We start from the raw sequence: 15,578 nt of genomic DNA, 5'->3' as shown, positions 1-15,578 counted from the left end.
GGCGTCGGACGGCCCCGCGGTGGCGGGGCCGTCCCGGCGCGTCGCGGTCACCTGCATCTGTCAGTTCTGCTCCGCGGCGGTGATGATCTCCGGCACCACGTTGTCGAGCGCCCAGGGCAGGCTGAGCGGCGACGCGGCCGAGATGGACAACACCTGCTGCTCGTCCGTCTGGACCACCATCCGACCCGCCTCGACCGCGGGGATGCGGCCCAGCAACGGGTCCGCCTCGATGGCGGCGCGGACGTCGGGCGAGGCGGCGTAGGTGACGAGGATGTCCGAGACCAGTTCGTCTGCCCGTTCAGGCGACCATGTCACGGCGAACTGGTCGGGGGCCCCGGTCGAGGCCTCGGAGATCACGGGAGCCTGGACCATGCCCAGCTGCTCGAGGAACCGCGGCCGGTTGTCCACGTCGGTGAAGGCATAGATCTTCTCCGCCGCGCCGGGGTCGACCGTCCCGTAGATGAAGGTGGTCCCCCGGAGACCCGGATGGTCGTCAGCGACCTGGGCGATCCGGCCCTCGACCTCGTCGATCAACTCCTCGGCGCGCTCCGAGCGGCCGAGCGCCTCGCCGATGAGGCGGGTCGAGTCCTGCCAGGGCGTACCGAAGGCCACGTCGCCCGCGGGCATCGCGATGGTCGGGGCGATCTTGGACAGGGTCTCGTACTCCTCGGCGGTCATCCCGGAGTAGGCACCCAGGATGACGTCGGGCTGGAGCGCGGCGATGGCCTCGGTGTTGATGCCGTCCGTCTCCGAGTACAACTCCGGCATCTCGCCCCCCACCGACTCAAGTTCGGCGTCGAACCAGTCGGTGGATCCACCGGCGTTGCCGCCGAACGAGTTCCGCGGCATGCCCACCGGAACCACCCCCAGCGCCAGCGAGACATCCGCGTTGACCCAGGAGATCGTGGCCACCCGCTGGGGCGGTTCGGTGATCTCCGTCTGCCCGTATGCGTGGGTGATGGTGCGGGGGAACTCCCCGTCACGCTCGACATCGGTCGCCGTGGCCGAGTCCTGCGATCCACCCACCGAACCTGTGGTGCACCCTGCCAGAACAGCCAGTACGGCGACGATCGCGGTCAGGATCAGCACGACCCGTGCTCGGCCAGGAGTGTCGACCGCTGTCAGACGGGACGGGATGGCGGGTGAACTCATGGGGTCTCCGAAGTGGACTCGTGGCCGTTAGGCATGGCTTACCTTATCGGGAGAACAGTAGGGCCGGGGAGGGCCGCGGCGCAAGGCCGAGCCGTCCCGACCCCACCGAGCCTGGGCCGCAACGTGATTCATATCACCCTACTGTTGATTAGGGTAGCCTAGCCTTTTACGGTTCGCCGGTACCCATGTCCCCGATCGGTCGGAGCGCCCGTGAACGAACATCTGCTGAGCCAGCGGACCCGGAAGGACCATGCCGCCGCCGTGGCCGCGGCGGCCGCCGAGGTGGGAAGGTTCCTCGACGGTCGCACCACTCCCCGCTCGCCGGCCTCCCCCGCCCACCTCGCATCCCTGACGGAGGCGGTGGACCTGTCGACACCCCTCGGGGCGCTCGACAAGGCGCTGCTGGAGGTTCGCGGGCTCTACCTCGATCACGCCGTCGGCTACCACCATCCCCGGTACCTCTCTCATCTCAACTGCCCGATCACCATCCCGTCACTGGCCGCCGAGACGCTGGCAACCTCGGTCAACACCGCGGTGGAGACCTGGGACCAGGGCACCTCCGCGTGCCTCATCGAACAGAAGCTCATCGACTGGGTCGCCGACCTCATCGACTTCGATCGTCCGGATCGCCTCACTCCAGACGGCGTGTTCACGACCGGTGGCTCGCAGTCCAACCTCCAGGCGCTGTTCACCGCGCGGGAGGATCGACTCTCCCGCCCCGACCCCCGGGGGACCGCACCCGGGGACCGCGGGAGGCGGTTGTCCCGGCTGAGGATCGTCACGGGCGAACACGCACACCTCAGTGTGGTCAAGTCCGCGCGGCTGCTGGGCCTGGCCCCGGACGCGGTGATCACCCTTCCCGGCGAGGGAGACCGCATGGATCCCGCCACCCTGGACCGGGCCCTGTCGTCCGTGGCCGATGCCGGCGACGAGGTCGCCGCGGTCGTCGCCCTGGCCGGCACCACCGATCACGGCGCGATCGATCCGCTGCGCGCGGTGGGCGAGGTCTGTCGCCGTCATGATGTCTGGTTGCACGTGGACGCCGCCTACGGCGGGGGGCTACTGGTCTCGCCGACCCGCCGCGATCTCCTCGACGGGATCGGATCGGCGGACTCGGTGACCGTCGACTTCCACAAGACCTTCTTCCTTCCGGTCGCCGCGTCCGCGCTGCTCCTCCGCGACGGCTCCGGCTTCCGCCACTCCACCGTGAGCGCCGACTACCTCAACCCCGCCGACGGTGACGACCACGCGGTGGACAAGTCGTTGCAGACGACCCGCCGCTTCGACGCTCTCAAACTCTGGATGACGCTGCGGGTCCTCGGCGCGGACGGGATCGGCCGCATGCTCGACGACGCGATCGACGTGGCCCGGCGCATCGGCCGGACCATCGACTCCGCTGACGATTTCGAGCTCGTCCGCCGACCGGCGCTGTCGACCGTGCTGTTCCGCCCGCGGCCCGAGGGGTGCGACGCCGACGAATCCGACGCCCTGGTCCGTCCCGTGAGGGACGCGCTGTTCGCCGAGGGACGCTCGGTTGTCGCGGCGACGGTGGTGGACGGCAGGCCCTGCCTCAAGTTCACCGTCCTGGACCCCGAGTTGTCGGACCACGACGTGACCGCCGTCCTCGCCGACGTCCGGGAGGCCGCTCGGTACCTCGCCGACGGGATGCGGCAGGCCACCTCCGCGGGGGTGTTGTCATGAGCGGGACGATCCACGACGTACTGGGGGTGGGTATCGGTCCGTTCAACCTCGGTCTGGCCTGCCTGGCCGAGCCGGCGGGGGTGGACGCCGTCTTCCTCGACGCCCGCCAGGGCTTCACGTGGCACCACGGACTCATGTTCGACGACGCGACCATCCAGGTCCCCTTTCTCGCCGATCTGGTGACGCTGGCCGATCCCACCTCGCCGTACTCGTTCCTGTCGTATCTGAAGCAGGCCGAACGGTTGTACCCGTTCTACATCCGTGAGAACTTCCAGCCGCTGCGCGCGGAGTACGACGCGTACTGCCGTTGGGCCTCCGATCGGGTCAGTGGGCTCCGCTGGGGTCGGGAGGTGGTCGACGTCCGGCGCGAGACGGGCGACGAACCCGTCTACAGGGTCACGGCGATCACCTCCGACGGCACGGAGACCTACCGTGCCCGGCACCTGGTGCTCGGCATCGGCACCACCCCGTGGTCGCCGGTCGACACCACCTCCCTCGACGGTGGTTCGCCGGACACCGGCCGACGGGTGGCGCTGCACGCCGCCGACTATCTGCACCGGCGCGCAGAGCTGCTCGAGCTCGACTCGGTGACCGTCGTGGGCAGCGGCCAGTCGGCCGCCGAGATCTACCAGGACCTGCTGGCCACGTCGGGGGACTCCGGGCCCCGCGTGGACTGGATCACCCGCTCCCCGCGGTTCTTCCCCATGGAATACACCAAGCTCACACTGGAGATGACGTCCCCGGAGTACATCGACCACTTCCACGGACTCGACGCCGGGACGCGTGACCGCATGCTGCGCGACCAGCGCTCGCTCTACAAGGGCATCGACGCCGAATTGATCAACCAGATCCACGACCTGCTCTACCGCCGGTCCGCCCACGGGCTGGACACCGGCTTGTTGGTGGCGGCGACCGCCCTGGAGGGCGCCACCCCCGTCGGCTCGCACATCCGACTGGACCTGCGCTGCACAGACACCGCGCGGACCTGGACGCACCAGACCCAGGGGCTGGTGATGGCCACGGGGTACTCACCCACCACCCCGCGGTTCCTCGACGGGATCGCCTCGGAGATCGACTGGGAGGACCCCGGTCCCGAACAGAGCCGCGAGGGTCGGCCCCGCCGATACCGGGTGGCACGGGACCACACCATCGACCTCGCTCACCGGCGGATCCACGTGCAGAACGCGGAGGAGCACACCCACGGCCTGAGCGCGCCGGACCTCGGGATGGGGGCGATGCGCAACAGCATCATCCTGCGGTCCGTGACCGGTCGCGAGGTATACCCCGTCGAGTCACGTATCGCGTTCCAGCGGTTCGGCCCCCCGGCCGACGAGATCCCAGGGGCCCGCGATGCCGACCGGGCGCGGACCGACGCGCCCGCCGGACGACGCACCCCCGCCGACCAGCAGGCCCAGGAGACCCGATGACCCACACCGTCAGTACGCCCGCCGGACTCGTCTCGCTCGCGAGCCTGCCCACGGACCCCGACACCACCGGGACACTCCACGCGTGGCTCTCCCATCCCGGATCGGCCTACTGGGGCATGCGACACATGACACCCGGACAGATCTCGGAGTTCTTCCACGACTGGCAGTCGAGCCGGCACCGACAGGTCCACATGGTGCGTATCGACGGGCTGCGGGCGGGGCTGGCAGTGTTCTACGACCCGGCCGCGGTCGAGCTCGACGGAAAGTACCCCCATCAACCCGGGGACCTGGGCATGCACCTGCTGGTCGCACCGTCGCGGACCCCCGTTCCGGGCACCACCGCCGCCGTGATCGGCGCCATCTGCGAGACCGCCTTCGGGCCGCTGGGTGCCCGGCGCATCGTGGTGGAACCGGACATCGACAACACCGCCGTCCACCGGCTCAACGCCCGCGCGGGATTCCGGGAGGACGGGCCGCTCCGCCTGCCGGACAAGACCGCTCTGCTCTCCTTCTGCGAGCTCGACGACTTCCGCGACTCGGAGATCGGCCGGACCACGCGGCCCGTACCGTCGTCCACTCGATCACCCGGCGCCGCACCTCACGCGCATCTCTCCGGCCACGCGATGCGCCGGGCGCACCGTCACCTGTGCGCCAAGGCGCTGGCCGAGTTCTCCCACGAGCGGCTACTCACCCCGCAGGCCACGGCGGAGCCCGGGGTGTACGAGGTGCGCGCGGGGTCCGAGACCTGGACTTTCCGCGCGCGGGTCCTGCCACTCGAGCACTGGGTGGTGGACGAGGGGTCGCTGCGGCGCGAGGTCGGGGGTGAGCCGGCCGAGCCCGACGCCCAGGCCCTCGTCACCGCGTTCGCTCCCGTGCTCGGGATCCCCGGGGCGCTGGTGGGGATCTATCTGGAGGAGATCGCGGCCACCCTCGGCTCCGCCGCGTTCTGCCTGCACCACCGCGACCGACCGGTCCAGGAACTCGCCACGGCGGACCTGCAGGAGGTCGAGGCCGCGATGACCGAGGGGCACCCGGGATTCGTGGCCAACAACGGGCGCATCGGACTGGGGCTGACCGACCGACACCGCTACACCCCGGAGGCTCCCGCCACGGTGCGCCTGGTGTGGCTCGCCGCCCGCCGCGAACTCAGCCACCTCGCCACCGTGACCGGACTGGAGGAGAACGAGCACTACCTCCGGGAGTTCGACCGTGACGACCTCGACCGGTGCGACACACGACTCCGGGAGCTGGGCCTCGACCCGGACGCGTACCGCCTCATCCCCGTCCACCCGTGGCAGTGGGAGCACAGGATCGCCGTCGCGTTCGGCCCCGACCTGGCCCGCCGCGACCTCGTCCACCTGGGCGAGTCCTCCAGCGAGTACCGCCCGCAGCAGTCCGTACGCACGTTCTTCGACGTGACCCGTCCCGAGCGCGGGTACGTCAAGACGGCACTGGCGGTGCAGAACATGGGCTTCACCCGCGGACTGTCTCCTCGGTACATGCGTGACACCCCGGCGGTCAACGACTGGGTGGCCGGTCTGGTGGCCGGGGACCCCGTGCTCCGAGCACTCGACTTCGGGATCCTGCGCGAGGTCGCCGCAGTGGGATACACCGGCGACGCCTACCACCGTGCAGCGGAGTACGGCGTCTCGGACGAGGGGCCGCACACCAAGATGATCGCGGCCCTGTGGCGTGAGAGCCCGGTGCCGCGACTGGCGGAGGGCGAGCGGGCCTTCACGCTGGCCTCCCTCCTGCACCTCGACCTGCACGGGCGCCCCCTCGTCGTCGAACACCTGGAGCGGTCAGGGTCGGACGCCCGCACGTGGCTCCGCGCGCTGCTCGACGCCTACGTCCTGCCGGTGGCCCGCTGTCTGCTCGCGCACGGACTGGTGTTCATGCCCCACGGGGAGAACGTGATCGTCGTGATCGGCCCGGACCACCTGCCGCGACGGGTGCTGTTCAAGGACATCGGGGAGGAGGTGGCCGTGGTGACCGACCGACCGCTGCCCGAGGAGATCGAGCGGATCCGGCACGTCGTGGACGCCGAGACGGCCGCGTTGAGCATCCACACCGACGTGATGGACGGGGTACTGCGTCACCTCGCCGCGATCTGCGACGAGGCCGGTGTCCTACCGGCATGGGAGTTCTGGGACGAGACCCGCCGTTGCCTGTCGGCGCTGGACCGCGACGGGCGGAACGAGGCGACCTGGCAGGCGCTCTTCGCGCCGCGGTTCAAGCACTCGTGCCTCAACCGGCTGCAGTTGCGCGACACCCGGCAGATGGTGGATCTGACCGATCAGGCGGGCTCGCTCCAGTTCGCGGGCACCCTCGCCAACCCCCTCGCCAACCCCCTCGCATCGACCCCGACCGGCCCCGCGGGTCGCGGCGAGCGTTCCGGACACGTCGGCCGAGAAGGGGGCGTGCGGAACGCTCTTATCGATGACGGAGCCCGCAGCGTGTCGTAGCGTCACTGGGATGAACGGGCGGGAACTCCAGAAGTGTGCGGCGCTGCGAGCGCGCGAGCTACCGGCGACCACCCTGGAGTTCCCGTTCGGGCCGGACGTCGACGTCTACAAGGTCCGCGGCAAGGTGTTCATGATCCACACCGTGGTCGACGACGAGCCCCTCGTGGTGATCAAGGCATCACCCTCGGACGGCCTCGCCCTCCGTGACGCGCACCCGGACATCACCCCCGGCTACCACATGGACAAGAGGCACTGGATCTCACTGCACCCCGGGGGGAGCCTCGGCCACGACGTGGTCGAGGAATTGGTCACGGAGTCCTACCGACTCGTGGTGGCCGGGCTCCCCAGCGCGCAGCGACCGGTCGAGCCGCACTCCTTCGGGCGCGGGCAGCGCTGATCGGGCTCAGTTCGCCGGCGCGATCTCCGGCGAACCCTCGGGCGACACCGAGGACCCGGTGATCGAACCGAGCCGCTCCTCGCCCAGCGAGCCCTCCACGGCGTCCGTCGCCGAGCCCGTGTCGACGGCTCCGGCCAGCGAGCCGCCCACCACGGGCACCCCGCCGATGACGGCGTCGACCGACCCCGGGACGTCCCCGCGCATCAGGAAGTCGACGGACTCCGCGACGGGCTTGACGACCATGCACACGACCCCGATGGGCGGAAGCGGGATGCCCGCCAGGTTGGCAGCCGCGCCGGCCACGGTGCCGACGCCACAGACGGCGCTGGCGACGGAACCGACCGGACCGGAGGTGTAACCGGGCAGCGAACCGGTGACGGAGGCCGGAAGCAGGTCACCGGCGGAGCCGAGGCCGCCGCCGGTGTCCGCGTCGGTCTCCGTTCCGGCGGAGCCGGTGAGCGACGACGAGTCGAGGGCGCCAGACGACAGGCCGTCTGCGCTCTGGGCTGCCGCGGCGCCGGTCGAGAAGACGAGAAGTGCGGCGGCCAGCGCACCGGCGCAGGCGAGGGATCTGGTCACAGTGATCTCCGAGCATGACGGGGGCGCGAGCCCCACGATGAGTTGAGGATTCTTGAGTCCATCACATATACGTCACGAGCGGGGCGGTGTTACGTCACGACCACCACGTCGTCACGTCACGCCGCCTCGCCCTGGTGCCGTCTGCCCGGACGGCGCCGGTCCGCACCGTTCGCGGGCGCGATGAGGGAGAGTGGAGCCATGACCGGGATCCCGACCACCCCCGCCGACCACTCGCTGGCCGACGTCATGCCGTCGATCGCCGCCTCGCTGGGCGTCGACCTCCGCAACCCACTGGCTCTCCCGCCCACGCGGGATACGGTGCTCGTCCTGGTCGACGGCCTCGGCGCCGAGCTCATCCGGCAGCACGCCGAGGTCGCCCCCACCCTCTCGGCGATGACCACGCGGATGATCTCCGCGGGATTCCCCGCCACCACGGCCACGAGTCTGGCCAGCCTGGCGGTGGGAGCGCCGTGCTCCCGCCACGGGATCGTCGGGTACAGCTTCGCGCTCCCGGACGAGGGTGCGGAGACACCTACCGTCTTCAACTCGCTCCGGTGGACCACGGGGTCGGCGGAGGGGCCCTCCGCACTGGACCGGTTCCCTCCCCGTGAGGTGCAGGTGCTGCCGAGTCTTCTCGAACTGCTCACCGAGGAGGGGGTCGACGTCACCTACGTCATGCGCGAGGACTTCCGGGCATCCGGACTCACCCGGGCCGCGTTCCGGGCGGAGGGCGAGTACCGCTCGGCGATCTCACTGCAGGAGATCCGCGAGGCGATACTCGCTGTCGTCGCCGCTCCCTCGAAATCCAGACGGTTCGTCTATTCCTACTTCGGAGACCTCGATCTCATCGGACACATCCACGGTCCGGGCTCTCCGGAGTGGGTTCAGTCGTTGCGCGAGGTGGACGCCTTCGTCGCCGACCTGGCGACGGATCTGCCCCCCGGCTGCGGGTTACTCGTCACCGCCGACCACGGCATGGTGGCCGCGGAGACCGTGATCAATATCGATGCCACACCGTCGCTCCTCACGGACGTCGAGGTGCTCGCCGGCGAGGCCCGGGTACGGCACGTGCACGCACGGGCCGGGGCGGAAACGGCGGTGTTGGCCGCCTGGCGCGAGGAGTTGGCGGGGCACGCGCGGGTGCTGAGCCGGGAACAGGCACTGGACGAGCAGTTGTTCGGGCCGGGCCGGGACCATGCGGACCGTCTGGGTCACGTCATCGCGGTCGCCACCGGCGGCGTCATCCTCGCCCGCACCCACCACGAGAAGATGGAGTCGGGCCTCCTCGGTCATCACGGGGCCAATACCGCGGCTGAGCAGCACATCCCACTCATCCTGCGGTGAGCCGCCGGCCTGCTCAGCAGGTGACCGGCGTCGACGGGTCGCTGGTGGAGTCCAGCCAGCGACCGTACGCAGGCGGTCCCTCTGCTCGCACGTCTGCGCACAGCTCCTGACGGGAATACCCGGAAGCGCGGTAGACGGCGTAGATGACGTTGCCGTTCTCGTCCCTCGCGCGCAGCGAGGGGCACGCCATGTCGGTGCGCAAGTAGGACGCTCCCGGGTTCTGCGCCAGCGCGGCAGCGATCTCCTGCGCGTATGCACCCGGGGTGACGGCGGAGTACAGGACCACGATCCCCCGACCGTCGCACGCGGGACGGGACATGGGGACACGCAGTCCCAGATCGCCGGTCAGTGCGGCCGAGGACCGACAGTCGTCCAGGACCGCTGCGATCTCAGCGGGCATGCCGTCGGCCTCCGCCTCCTGACGGCACGTGGTGGACGGGATCCCGGTGTATCGCTTCCAACTCCCCCCCACGCGGCTCACTATGTACTGCGTATCCCCGGCGGGTTCACCCTGCGGTACGAAGACGTGCGCCAGTGCCCACGCCCCCGCGCACCGGTCGACGTTGACGTTCCGACGGGCGATACCCGCCTCGCTCGCGATCTCGTCCGGGTCGCAGTCGGCGGACCGCACGGATGGAGCACCGGTTGCAGCGGGCATCGTCTCCGGGACCTGGGGCGCCGTCTCCGGTTCCACGGAGGTCGTCGTCGGCGCTGGTGCGGCACCCGGTTCGCCGCCGTCCGAGGCGACGAGGTAGCCGACCGCGCCGGCGAGGACGACGAGAAGCACCACGATGAGCCCACCCATCACCCACATGAGGCCGTTGCGAGAGGGAGCTCGCGGACCCGTTCCGTAGGGGTCCTGGCCCCACCCCCCGTCGTTGCCCCGGTAACCGTCCCGGCTGGAACCGTCCCGCCCGGAGCCACCTGACGGATCGCTCATAGTCACCACCATCGACACGGCCGACGAGGCGGCCTACGTCCGGAGAATGACAGTCACTTTATCCACCTGGCGACCGGCAACGCACCACGTTCTCAGGAGCCGAGTAGGACCTGCGTGAAGTCCTGCTCGTCGGGGTGGTCGAGCATCTCCTCCATCCGCTTCCGGTCGAAGGGCCAGAGATCGATCTCACCGCCGGCTGTCTGGTACCAGGACGTGCACCCGGTGTTCCACACCGTCGGCCCCATCGCCGCGCCCACCGCGCGCGCGAAATCGGCGGTCGCCCTCTCCGTCACCTCGACCGCGTCGAACCGCCCGAGTCGCCATTGCTCGATCCACTGCGCGATGTACCGCGAGGTGAGTTCCGCCGAGTACTGCAGTGAGATCGACCCGGTCGGCGAGTTGGGACCGAGAACGGTGAAGAGGTTGGGGAAACCAGGGATCGCGGTCATCCGGTATGCACGCGGGCCGGTCGCCCAGGCCTCATCGAGACCCAGTCCGTCGCGGCCGGTGATCCGCATGGGGCGCATGTACTCGTGGGATCGGAAACCCGTGGCCAGGACGATCACGTCGGCGTCGTGATGGGCGCCGTCATCGGTGCGGATACCGGTGGGCGTGACCTCGGTGATCGGACTCGTCACCAGCTGGGCGTTGGGGGCGGTGATGGCGCCGTAGTAGGTGCCCGAGACGACCTGCCGCTTACACAGCGGCTCGTCATCGGGAGTCAACCTCGCCCGGAGCCGGGCGTCGCGGACCTGCCGGCGGAGACTCGACCTCGCGTACGCCTGCACCGCCCGGCGACGCCAGGTCGGCTTGAGCACCACGTCCGCCAGAATCCCCGACGCCCACAGTGCGGCCGCGTACAGACCCCGCTGCAGTCCCGGCATCCGGCGGAGCAGGGCGGTGAACAGCTCGGGTTGGCGGACGCCCATCGGCGCCCAGAGGATCCACTGCGGGGAGCGGGTGAAGTGCAGTAGACGCGAGGCCTCGGGCTGAAGCGCGGAGACGATCTGCACCCCCGTGGATCCGGACCCGATCACCGCGACCCGCGATCCACCGGTCTCGAGCTCCGGGTCCCAGCGGGCGGTGTGCACGACAGGGCCGGCGAAGGAGTCGAGTCCGTCGATGTCGGGCACATGGGGGTGGTGGAGCACCCCGGTCGCACACACGACGAAGTCCGCGAGGAGGATCTCCCCTGCCGCGGTGGTGAGAGTCCAGGTTGCGGACTCGTCGTCGTACACCGCATCCGTCACCTCGGTTTCGAGCCGCAACCATCCGTCCAACCCGCACCGCTCCACGACTTCCCGGTGGTAGAGCCGGATCTCCTCGCCGGATGCCCAGACGTGCGACCAGTCGGCTTTCGGTGCGAACCCGAACTGATAGAGCTGTGACGGGACGTCGCAGGTCAGGCCCGGGTAGCGATTCCAGTGCCACACCCCGCCGACGTCGGTGCCCTTCTCGCAGATCAGCACGTCGCTCAGCCCGGCCAGTCGGAACGTGTGCGCGGCGGCGATGCCCGCGAGTCCCGCGCCGATGATCACCACGCGGGGTTGTCGCAGACCGGTCACCACTTCAGGTCTACAGCCTCGGGCGACCGGATGCGATGGTTCGCTCGGCCTCGTAGCGTCGGCGATATGCGTGAGCGCGCATGACACGACCAGCGAGAGGAGCCTGACATGAAGGCAGTCACCTGGCACGGCAAGCGCGATGTCCGCGTGGATGACGTACCCGATCCCAGGATCGAGGAAGCCACCGACGCGATCGTCAGGATCACCAGCACGAACATCTGCGGGTCCGATCTGCACCTGTACGAGGTGCTCGGGCCGTTCATGAACGAGGGCGACGTCCTCGGTCACGAACCGATGGGGATCGTCGAGGAAGTGGGGTCCGGACTCACCGACCTCTCCCCGGGGGACCGGGTGGTGATGCCGTTCCAGATCTCGTGCGGCCACTGCTACATGTGCGACAAGGGCCTGAACACCCAGTGCGAGACCACCCAGGTCCGTGACCAGGGGATGGGAGCGGCGTTGTTCGGCTACTCGGAGCTGTACGGAAGTGTCTCCGGCGGTCAGGCGGAGTATCTGCGGGTGCCGCAGGCCCAGAACACGACCATCAAGGTGCCGCACGAGCACACCGACGACCGGTACCTGTACCTGTCCGACGTCTTGCCGACGGCCTGGCAGGCGGTCGAGTACGCGAAGATCCCCGATGGCGGGACCGTCGTGGTACTGGGGCTGGGACCGATCGGCGACATGGCGGCCCGGATCGCCGCCCACCGCGGACACCGCGTCATCGGAGTGGACCCGGTCGCCGAACGCCGGGCCCGCCAGGCGCATCGGGGAGTCGAGGTCCTCGACCCCGCCGGCGTCCCCGGTGAACTGGGGGACGTGATCCGCGACATGACCGACGGGCGCGGGCCGGATTCGGTGATCGACGCGGTGGGCATGGAGGCACACGGCTCCCCCGTGGCCACCGCGGCCCACGCAACCGTGGGGATGCTGCCCAAGTTCCTCGGCAAGAAGGTGATGGAGCACTCGGGCGTGGACAGGCTCTCCGCGTTCTACTCCGCTATCGACATCGTGCGCCGGGGCGGGACCATCTCCCTGTCCGGCGTGTACGGCGGCACCGCCGACCCCTTGCCGATGCTGACGATGTTCGACAAGCAGCTCACGCTCACGATGGGGCAGGCCAACGTCAAGCGCTGGGTGCCGGACATCATGCCGCTTCTCAGCGATGACGACCCGCTGGGAGTGGACGACTTCGCCACCCACCGGCTCCCCCTCGCGGACGCCCCCCACGCCTACGAGATCTTCCAGAAGAAGCAGGACGGGGCCGTGAAGATCGTCCTCACCCCGTGAGGTCGGGGCCCGGCGGGAGGCGGACGGGTAGGTTCCGGGCATGACGGAACTCGCCCGCCTCCTGCTCGTCCGCCACGGGCAGAGCGTGGGGAACATCGCTGACGACGAGGCCCGCGCCGCCGGGGCGCACCGCCTCGATCTGGATTACCGGGATGCCGACACCCCGCTGTCGGAGACCGGACTCACCCAGGCGTCGGCCGTCGGCACGTGGTTGGCCGCACTACCGGACGAGCGCCGGCCGACGGTGTGGCTGACCTCCCCGTACCGACGAGCGGCGGACACGGCCACCGCCGCGTTGGAAGCGGCCCGCCTGGATGCCACTCTCCTCACCGACGAGCGGCTGCGTGAGCGGGACCTCGGGATCCTCGACGGGTTCACCGGGCACGGGATCCGTGACCGCTTCCCGGCGGAGGCGGAGCGGCGCGACCGGATCGGCAAGTTCTACTACCGACCCCCGGGTGGGGAGAGCTGGACGGACGTGGTCCTGCGCGTGCGCTACCTGCTCACCGATCTCCGGCAGCAGTACGCCGGTCAGCGGCTGTGCATCTTCAGCCACCAAGCGGTGATCATGGGATTCCGGGTGGCGTTGGAACATATGGCTGAACAGGACATCCTCCACGTCGACCGTGAGGACCCCCTGCCCAATTGCTCGGTGACGACATACCGGAACGGCGACGGGTCACTGCGCCTCGAGCGGTATGCCGACACCACGGCCGTAGAGCGGGCCGAGGCCCCCACCACCCGCGAGGGTTCAGCAGCGGACGAGGACGGCCGGTGACCACCGGCCAGGAGGGCGAGGCGCTCGTGCTCACCTCCCACCGCCTGCGGGGGTGGGCGCTTCCCACGCCGGACGGCGGCAAGGAGAGCCGCGGCCGGGTGCTCGTCGTGGGAGGCGGTCGCACCACACCGGGCGGGGTGCTCCTCGCGGCGGAGGCGGCGCTGCGCGCCGGGGCGGGCAAACTCCAGATCGCGACGGCATCCTCCGTGGCGCCGGGGTTGGCCCTGCAGATACCGGAATCGATGACGGTGGGGCTCCCGGAGGACGAGGCGGGCGAACTGTCGCCGGACGGCGCGGAGACGGTCGCCGAGCTGGCGCAGGGGTGTGCCGCCGTGGTCCTCGGCCCCGGCCTCGGCAACGTCGAGGTCGCCGGGGCACTGCTCCGCCGAGTGGTCCCCGATCTCGACTGCACGCTCGTCCTCGACGCTCTCGCCCTGGCGTACCTGACCGCGAACCCGGACGGCGTCGCCCACCTCGAGGGTCGCTGTGTTCTCACCCCGAACACCCGGGAACTGGCGAGGACTCTCGACGTCCCCGAGTCCGACGTCGAGGCCGACACCCCCCGGTGTGTCACAGACCTCGCCCGGCGCACCCGGGCAGTGGTGGTCTCCGGGGCGGCCACCTCGTGGATCGCGTCACCAGAGGGCGGTCTCTGGCGTGACGAATCGGGCACCCCCGGGCTCGGGGTGTCCGGCTCGGGTGACGTCAAGGCCGGAGTCATCACCGGGCTGCTCGCTCGTGGGGCGGATCCCGCTCAGGCCGCCGCGTGGGCCACCTTCGCCCACGGTAGGGCCGGTGAACGGCTCGCGGTGCGGGTCGGTCCCACCGGATTTCTGGCCAGAGAGCTGTTGTCGGAGATCCCCCACGTCATGGCTGAGCTCTCCTCCTGAGCATCCGTCCACCGTCGCGCACCGGTCGCGGGCGCGACCGGCTGCGCCCCGGCGCCGGGACTGGCAGGCTCGGGTCATGAGTTCCACCGACAAGTCCCGTGCCGACGAGCCCCGTGCCGAGAAGATCCGTTCCGCCATCGATGACGCCACCGTCCCGGATCCCGGCACCCTGCACCGTGCCCGCATGATCGTCGTGGACAAGCTCGGAGAGTGGGACAGCCTGGGAGTCGACGAGATCGTCGAGTCGGTGTGTGAGGCCTACGAGGCCCCCTCCGGTGAACCGCTGCGGCTCGCGGACGTGGACCCCTCCGGCCCCGCCACCGACACCCCCGCCATGCGGCACCTGCGATATGCGAGGGCGGCGCGCACCGCGCTCATCGATCTGGAACGGGAGGGGACGATCGTCGCGGTGGCCGAGCACCCCGGCGACTCCGAGGCCGACACACTCACGGGCGAGCAGACCGCGGACGACGCGATCCCCGGCGCCGAGGAGGTCACCGCCACCACGGAGACCACCGGTCCCGCCGGCCGGGAGTCGGGCGCCGACGAGCTGGTCCTCAGTACCGGGCCGCAACCGCGGGGTCGGCGGTTCGCCCTGGCCGCCGGCTGAACCCCGCGATCAGAGCCGGTTCAGGGCAGCGGCACGGTCTTGGCGAGGTCAGATCAGAGCGACGTCGTGGACTCCGGGTGGTCGGTCTCCCTGAGCGGCTTCTGCGCGCCCCCGGAGAGGGTGGACTCGCCCAGCCTGGCCTCGCGGTAGCGGTCGGCCTGTGCCTGGGTGATGGTCTCGCGGGCACCGTCCTTGGCGTAACAGACCGGCACCCACGCGCCCTGGGAATCGAGACGCGCCACGATTCGCTGACGCAGCCGGAACGGCTGGATGGAATCCGACCAGGCGATCAGCAGGTCCAGGTCGGTCCCGCGGGCGTCGGGGAGCGAATCGGTGGCGCAGAAGTGCTGCACGCTGCGCCACACGGCGAACTGGGCCCCGGTCACCGAGAGCGGATCCACGGTCGCCGGCCGTGAGGACCGTGCCGAACGGCTCCGGGT

At 70.3% G+C, this 15,578-nt stretch carries 14 protein-coding genes; 9 read left to right on the top strand and 5 right to left on the bottom strand.

Annotated features, from left to right (window positions below; all coding sequences use genetic code 11):
- Positions 1-60: 60 nt before the first annotated feature.
- The gene (locus IY392_RS09150) at positions 61-1,152 is read right to left on the bottom strand and encodes an iron-siderophore ABC transporter substrate-binding protein (RefSeq protein WP_194861044.1); all 1,092 of its coding nucleotides are present in this window, start codon (positions 1,150-1,152) and stop codon (positions 61-63) included.
- Positions 1,153-1,362: 210 nt separating this feature from the next.
- Here IY392_RS09150 and IY392_RS09145 point away from each other — a divergent pair, with 210 nt between their 5' ends.
- From IY392_RS09145 to IY392_RS09130, 4 genes are read left to right on the top strand one after another with little or no spacing between them, the layout of a single operon-like run.
- Positions 1,363-2,853, top strand: a complete 1,491-nt coding sequence (locus IY392_RS09145; protein WP_194861043.1) for an aspartate aminotransferase family protein — start codon at positions 1,363-1,365, stop codon at positions 2,851-2,853.
- Positions 2,850-4,280, top strand: coding sequence for a lysine N(6)-hydroxylase/L-ornithine N(5)-oxygenase family protein (locus IY392_RS09140; protein WP_194861042.1), 1,431 nt, complete (start codon positions 2,850-2,852; stop codon positions 4,278-4,280). Before IY392_RS09145 ends, IY392_RS09140 begins: the two co-directional genes overlap by 4 nt.
- Positions 4,277-6,745, top strand: a complete 2,469-nt coding sequence (locus tag IY392_RS09135) for a GNAT family N-acetyltransferase (protein WP_194861041.1) — start codon at positions 4,277-4,279, stop codon at positions 6,743-6,745. The genes IY392_RS09140 and IY392_RS09135 overlap by 4 nt, the downstream gene beginning before the upstream one ends.
- Before the next feature lie 10 nt (positions 6,746-6,755).
- Positions 6,756-7,142 (top strand): MmcQ/YjbR family DNA-binding protein, encoded by a 387-nt coding sequence (locus tag IY392_RS09130; RefSeq protein WP_107756252.1) that lies wholly within the window; start codon positions 6,756-6,758, stop codon positions 7,140-7,142.
- 6 nt (positions 7,143-7,148) lie between these two features.
- Here the strand turns inward: IY392_RS09130 and IY392_RS09125 are convergent, their stop codons facing one another.
- Complete coding sequence (locus IY392_RS09125; RefSeq protein ID WP_194861040.1) at positions 7,149-7,721, bottom strand: hypothetical protein; 573 nt, start codon at positions 7,719-7,721, stop codon at positions 7,149-7,151.
- A gap of 198 nt (positions 7,722-7,919) precedes the next feature.
- On the opposite strand from IY392_RS09125, the gene IY392_RS09120 reads away from it, so the two are divergent.
- Positions 7,920-9,065 carry an alkaline phosphatase family protein gene (locus tag IY392_RS09120; protein WP_194861039.1) on the top strand — a complete coding sequence of 382 codons (1,146 nt, stop codon included), beginning with the start codon at positions 7,920-7,922 and terminating at the stop codon, positions 9,063-9,065.
- Positions 9,066-9,078: 13 nt separating this feature from the next.
- Here the strand turns inward: IY392_RS09120 and IY392_RS19180 are convergent, their stop codons facing one another.
- Entirely contained in the window at positions 9,079-10,005 is a 927-nt protein-coding gene (locus IY392_RS19180; protein WP_228549209.1) for a serine/threonine protein kinase, read from the bottom strand.
- 92 nt (positions 10,006-10,097) lie between these two features.
- Positions 10,098-11,573: an NAD(P)/FAD-dependent oxidoreductase gene (locus IY392_RS09110; protein ID WP_194861038.1), complete on the bottom strand. Its 1,476-nt coding sequence runs from the start codon at positions 11,571-11,573 to the stop codon at positions 10,098-10,100.
- 105 nt (positions 11,574-11,678) lie between these two features.
- On the opposite strand from IY392_RS09110, the gene IY392_RS09105 reads away from it, so the two are divergent.
- From IY392_RS09105 to IY392_RS09090, 4 genes are all read left to right on the top strand, one after another.
- A complete protein-coding gene (locus IY392_RS09105) occupies positions 11,679-12,860 on the top strand; it encodes a zinc-dependent alcohol dehydrogenase (RefSeq protein ID WP_194861037.1) in 1,182 nt (393 codons plus the stop codon).
- 40 nt (positions 12,861-12,900) lie between these two features.
- A complete protein-coding gene (locus tag IY392_RS09100; RefSeq protein ID WP_194861036.1) occupies positions 12,901-13,638 on the top strand; it encodes a histidine phosphatase family protein in 738 nt (245 codons plus the stop codon).
- On the top strand, positions 13,635-14,528 hold the full coding sequence (locus IY392_RS09095; protein ID WP_107756246.1) for an NAD(P)H-hydrate dehydratase: 894 nt from the start codon (positions 13,635-13,637) through the stop codon (positions 14,526-14,528). The genes IY392_RS09100 and IY392_RS09095 overlap by 4 nt, the downstream gene beginning before the upstream one ends.
- A 76-nt stretch (positions 14,529-14,604) precedes the next feature.
- A complete protein-coding gene (locus tag IY392_RS09090) occupies positions 14,605-15,138 on the top strand; it encodes a hypothetical protein (RefSeq protein WP_182612703.1) in 534 nt (177 codons plus the stop codon).
- Between the two features lie 53 nt (positions 15,139-15,191).
- Here IY392_RS09090 and IY392_RS09085 read toward each other — a convergent pair.
- Positions 15,192-15,578 (bottom strand): hypothetical protein (locus IY392_RS09085; protein WP_194861035.1); only part of this gene is annotated, 387 nt, incomplete at its 5' end.

The sequence above is a fragment of the Dietzia sp. SYD-A1 genome, assembly GCF_015356725.1.
GTDB lineage: Bacteria > Actinomycetota > Actinomycetes > Mycobacteriales > Mycobacteriaceae > Dietzia.
Note: the sequence above shows the minus strand (reverse complement) of the source record. Positions and strands in the feature narration are given on the sequence as shown.

Bases quoted from the DNA above. Each gene is read 5' to 3' on its own strand.
- IY392_RS09150 (WP_194861044.1), bottom strand. From the start codon at position 1,152: ATGAGTTCACCCGCCATCCCGTCCCGTCTGACAGCGGTCGACACTCCT.
- IY392_RS09140 (WP_194861042.1), top strand. From the start codon at position 2,850: ATGAGCGGGACGATCCACGACGTACTGGGGGTGGGTATCGGTCCGTTC.
- IY392_RS09135 (WP_194861041.1), top strand. From the start codon at position 4,277: ATGACCCACACCGTCAGTACGCCCGCCGGACTCGTCTCGCTCGCGAGC.
- IY392_RS09130 (WP_107756252.1), top strand. From the start codon at position 6,756: ATGAACGGGCGGGAACTCCAGAAGTGTGCGGCGCTGCGAGCGCGCGAG.
- IY392_RS09120 (WP_194861039.1), top strand. From the start codon at position 7,920: ATGACCGGGATCCCGACCACCCCCGCCGACCACTCGCTGGCCGACGTC.
- IY392_RS19180 (WP_228549209.1), bottom strand. From the start codon at position 10,005: ATGAGCGATCCGTCAGGTGGCTCCGGGCGGGACGGTTCCAGCCGGGAC.
- IY392_RS09105 (WP_194861037.1), top strand. From the start codon at position 11,679: ATGAAGGCAGTCACCTGGCACGGCAAGCGCGATGTCCGCGTGGATGAC.
- IY392_RS09100 (WP_194861036.1), top strand. From the start codon at position 12,901: ATGACGGAACTCGCCCGCCTCCTGCTCGTCCGCCACGGGCAGAGCGTG.
- IY392_RS09090 (WP_182612703.1), top strand. From the start codon at position 14,605: ATGAGTTCCACCGACAAGTCCCGTGCCGACGAGCCCCGTGCCGAGAAG.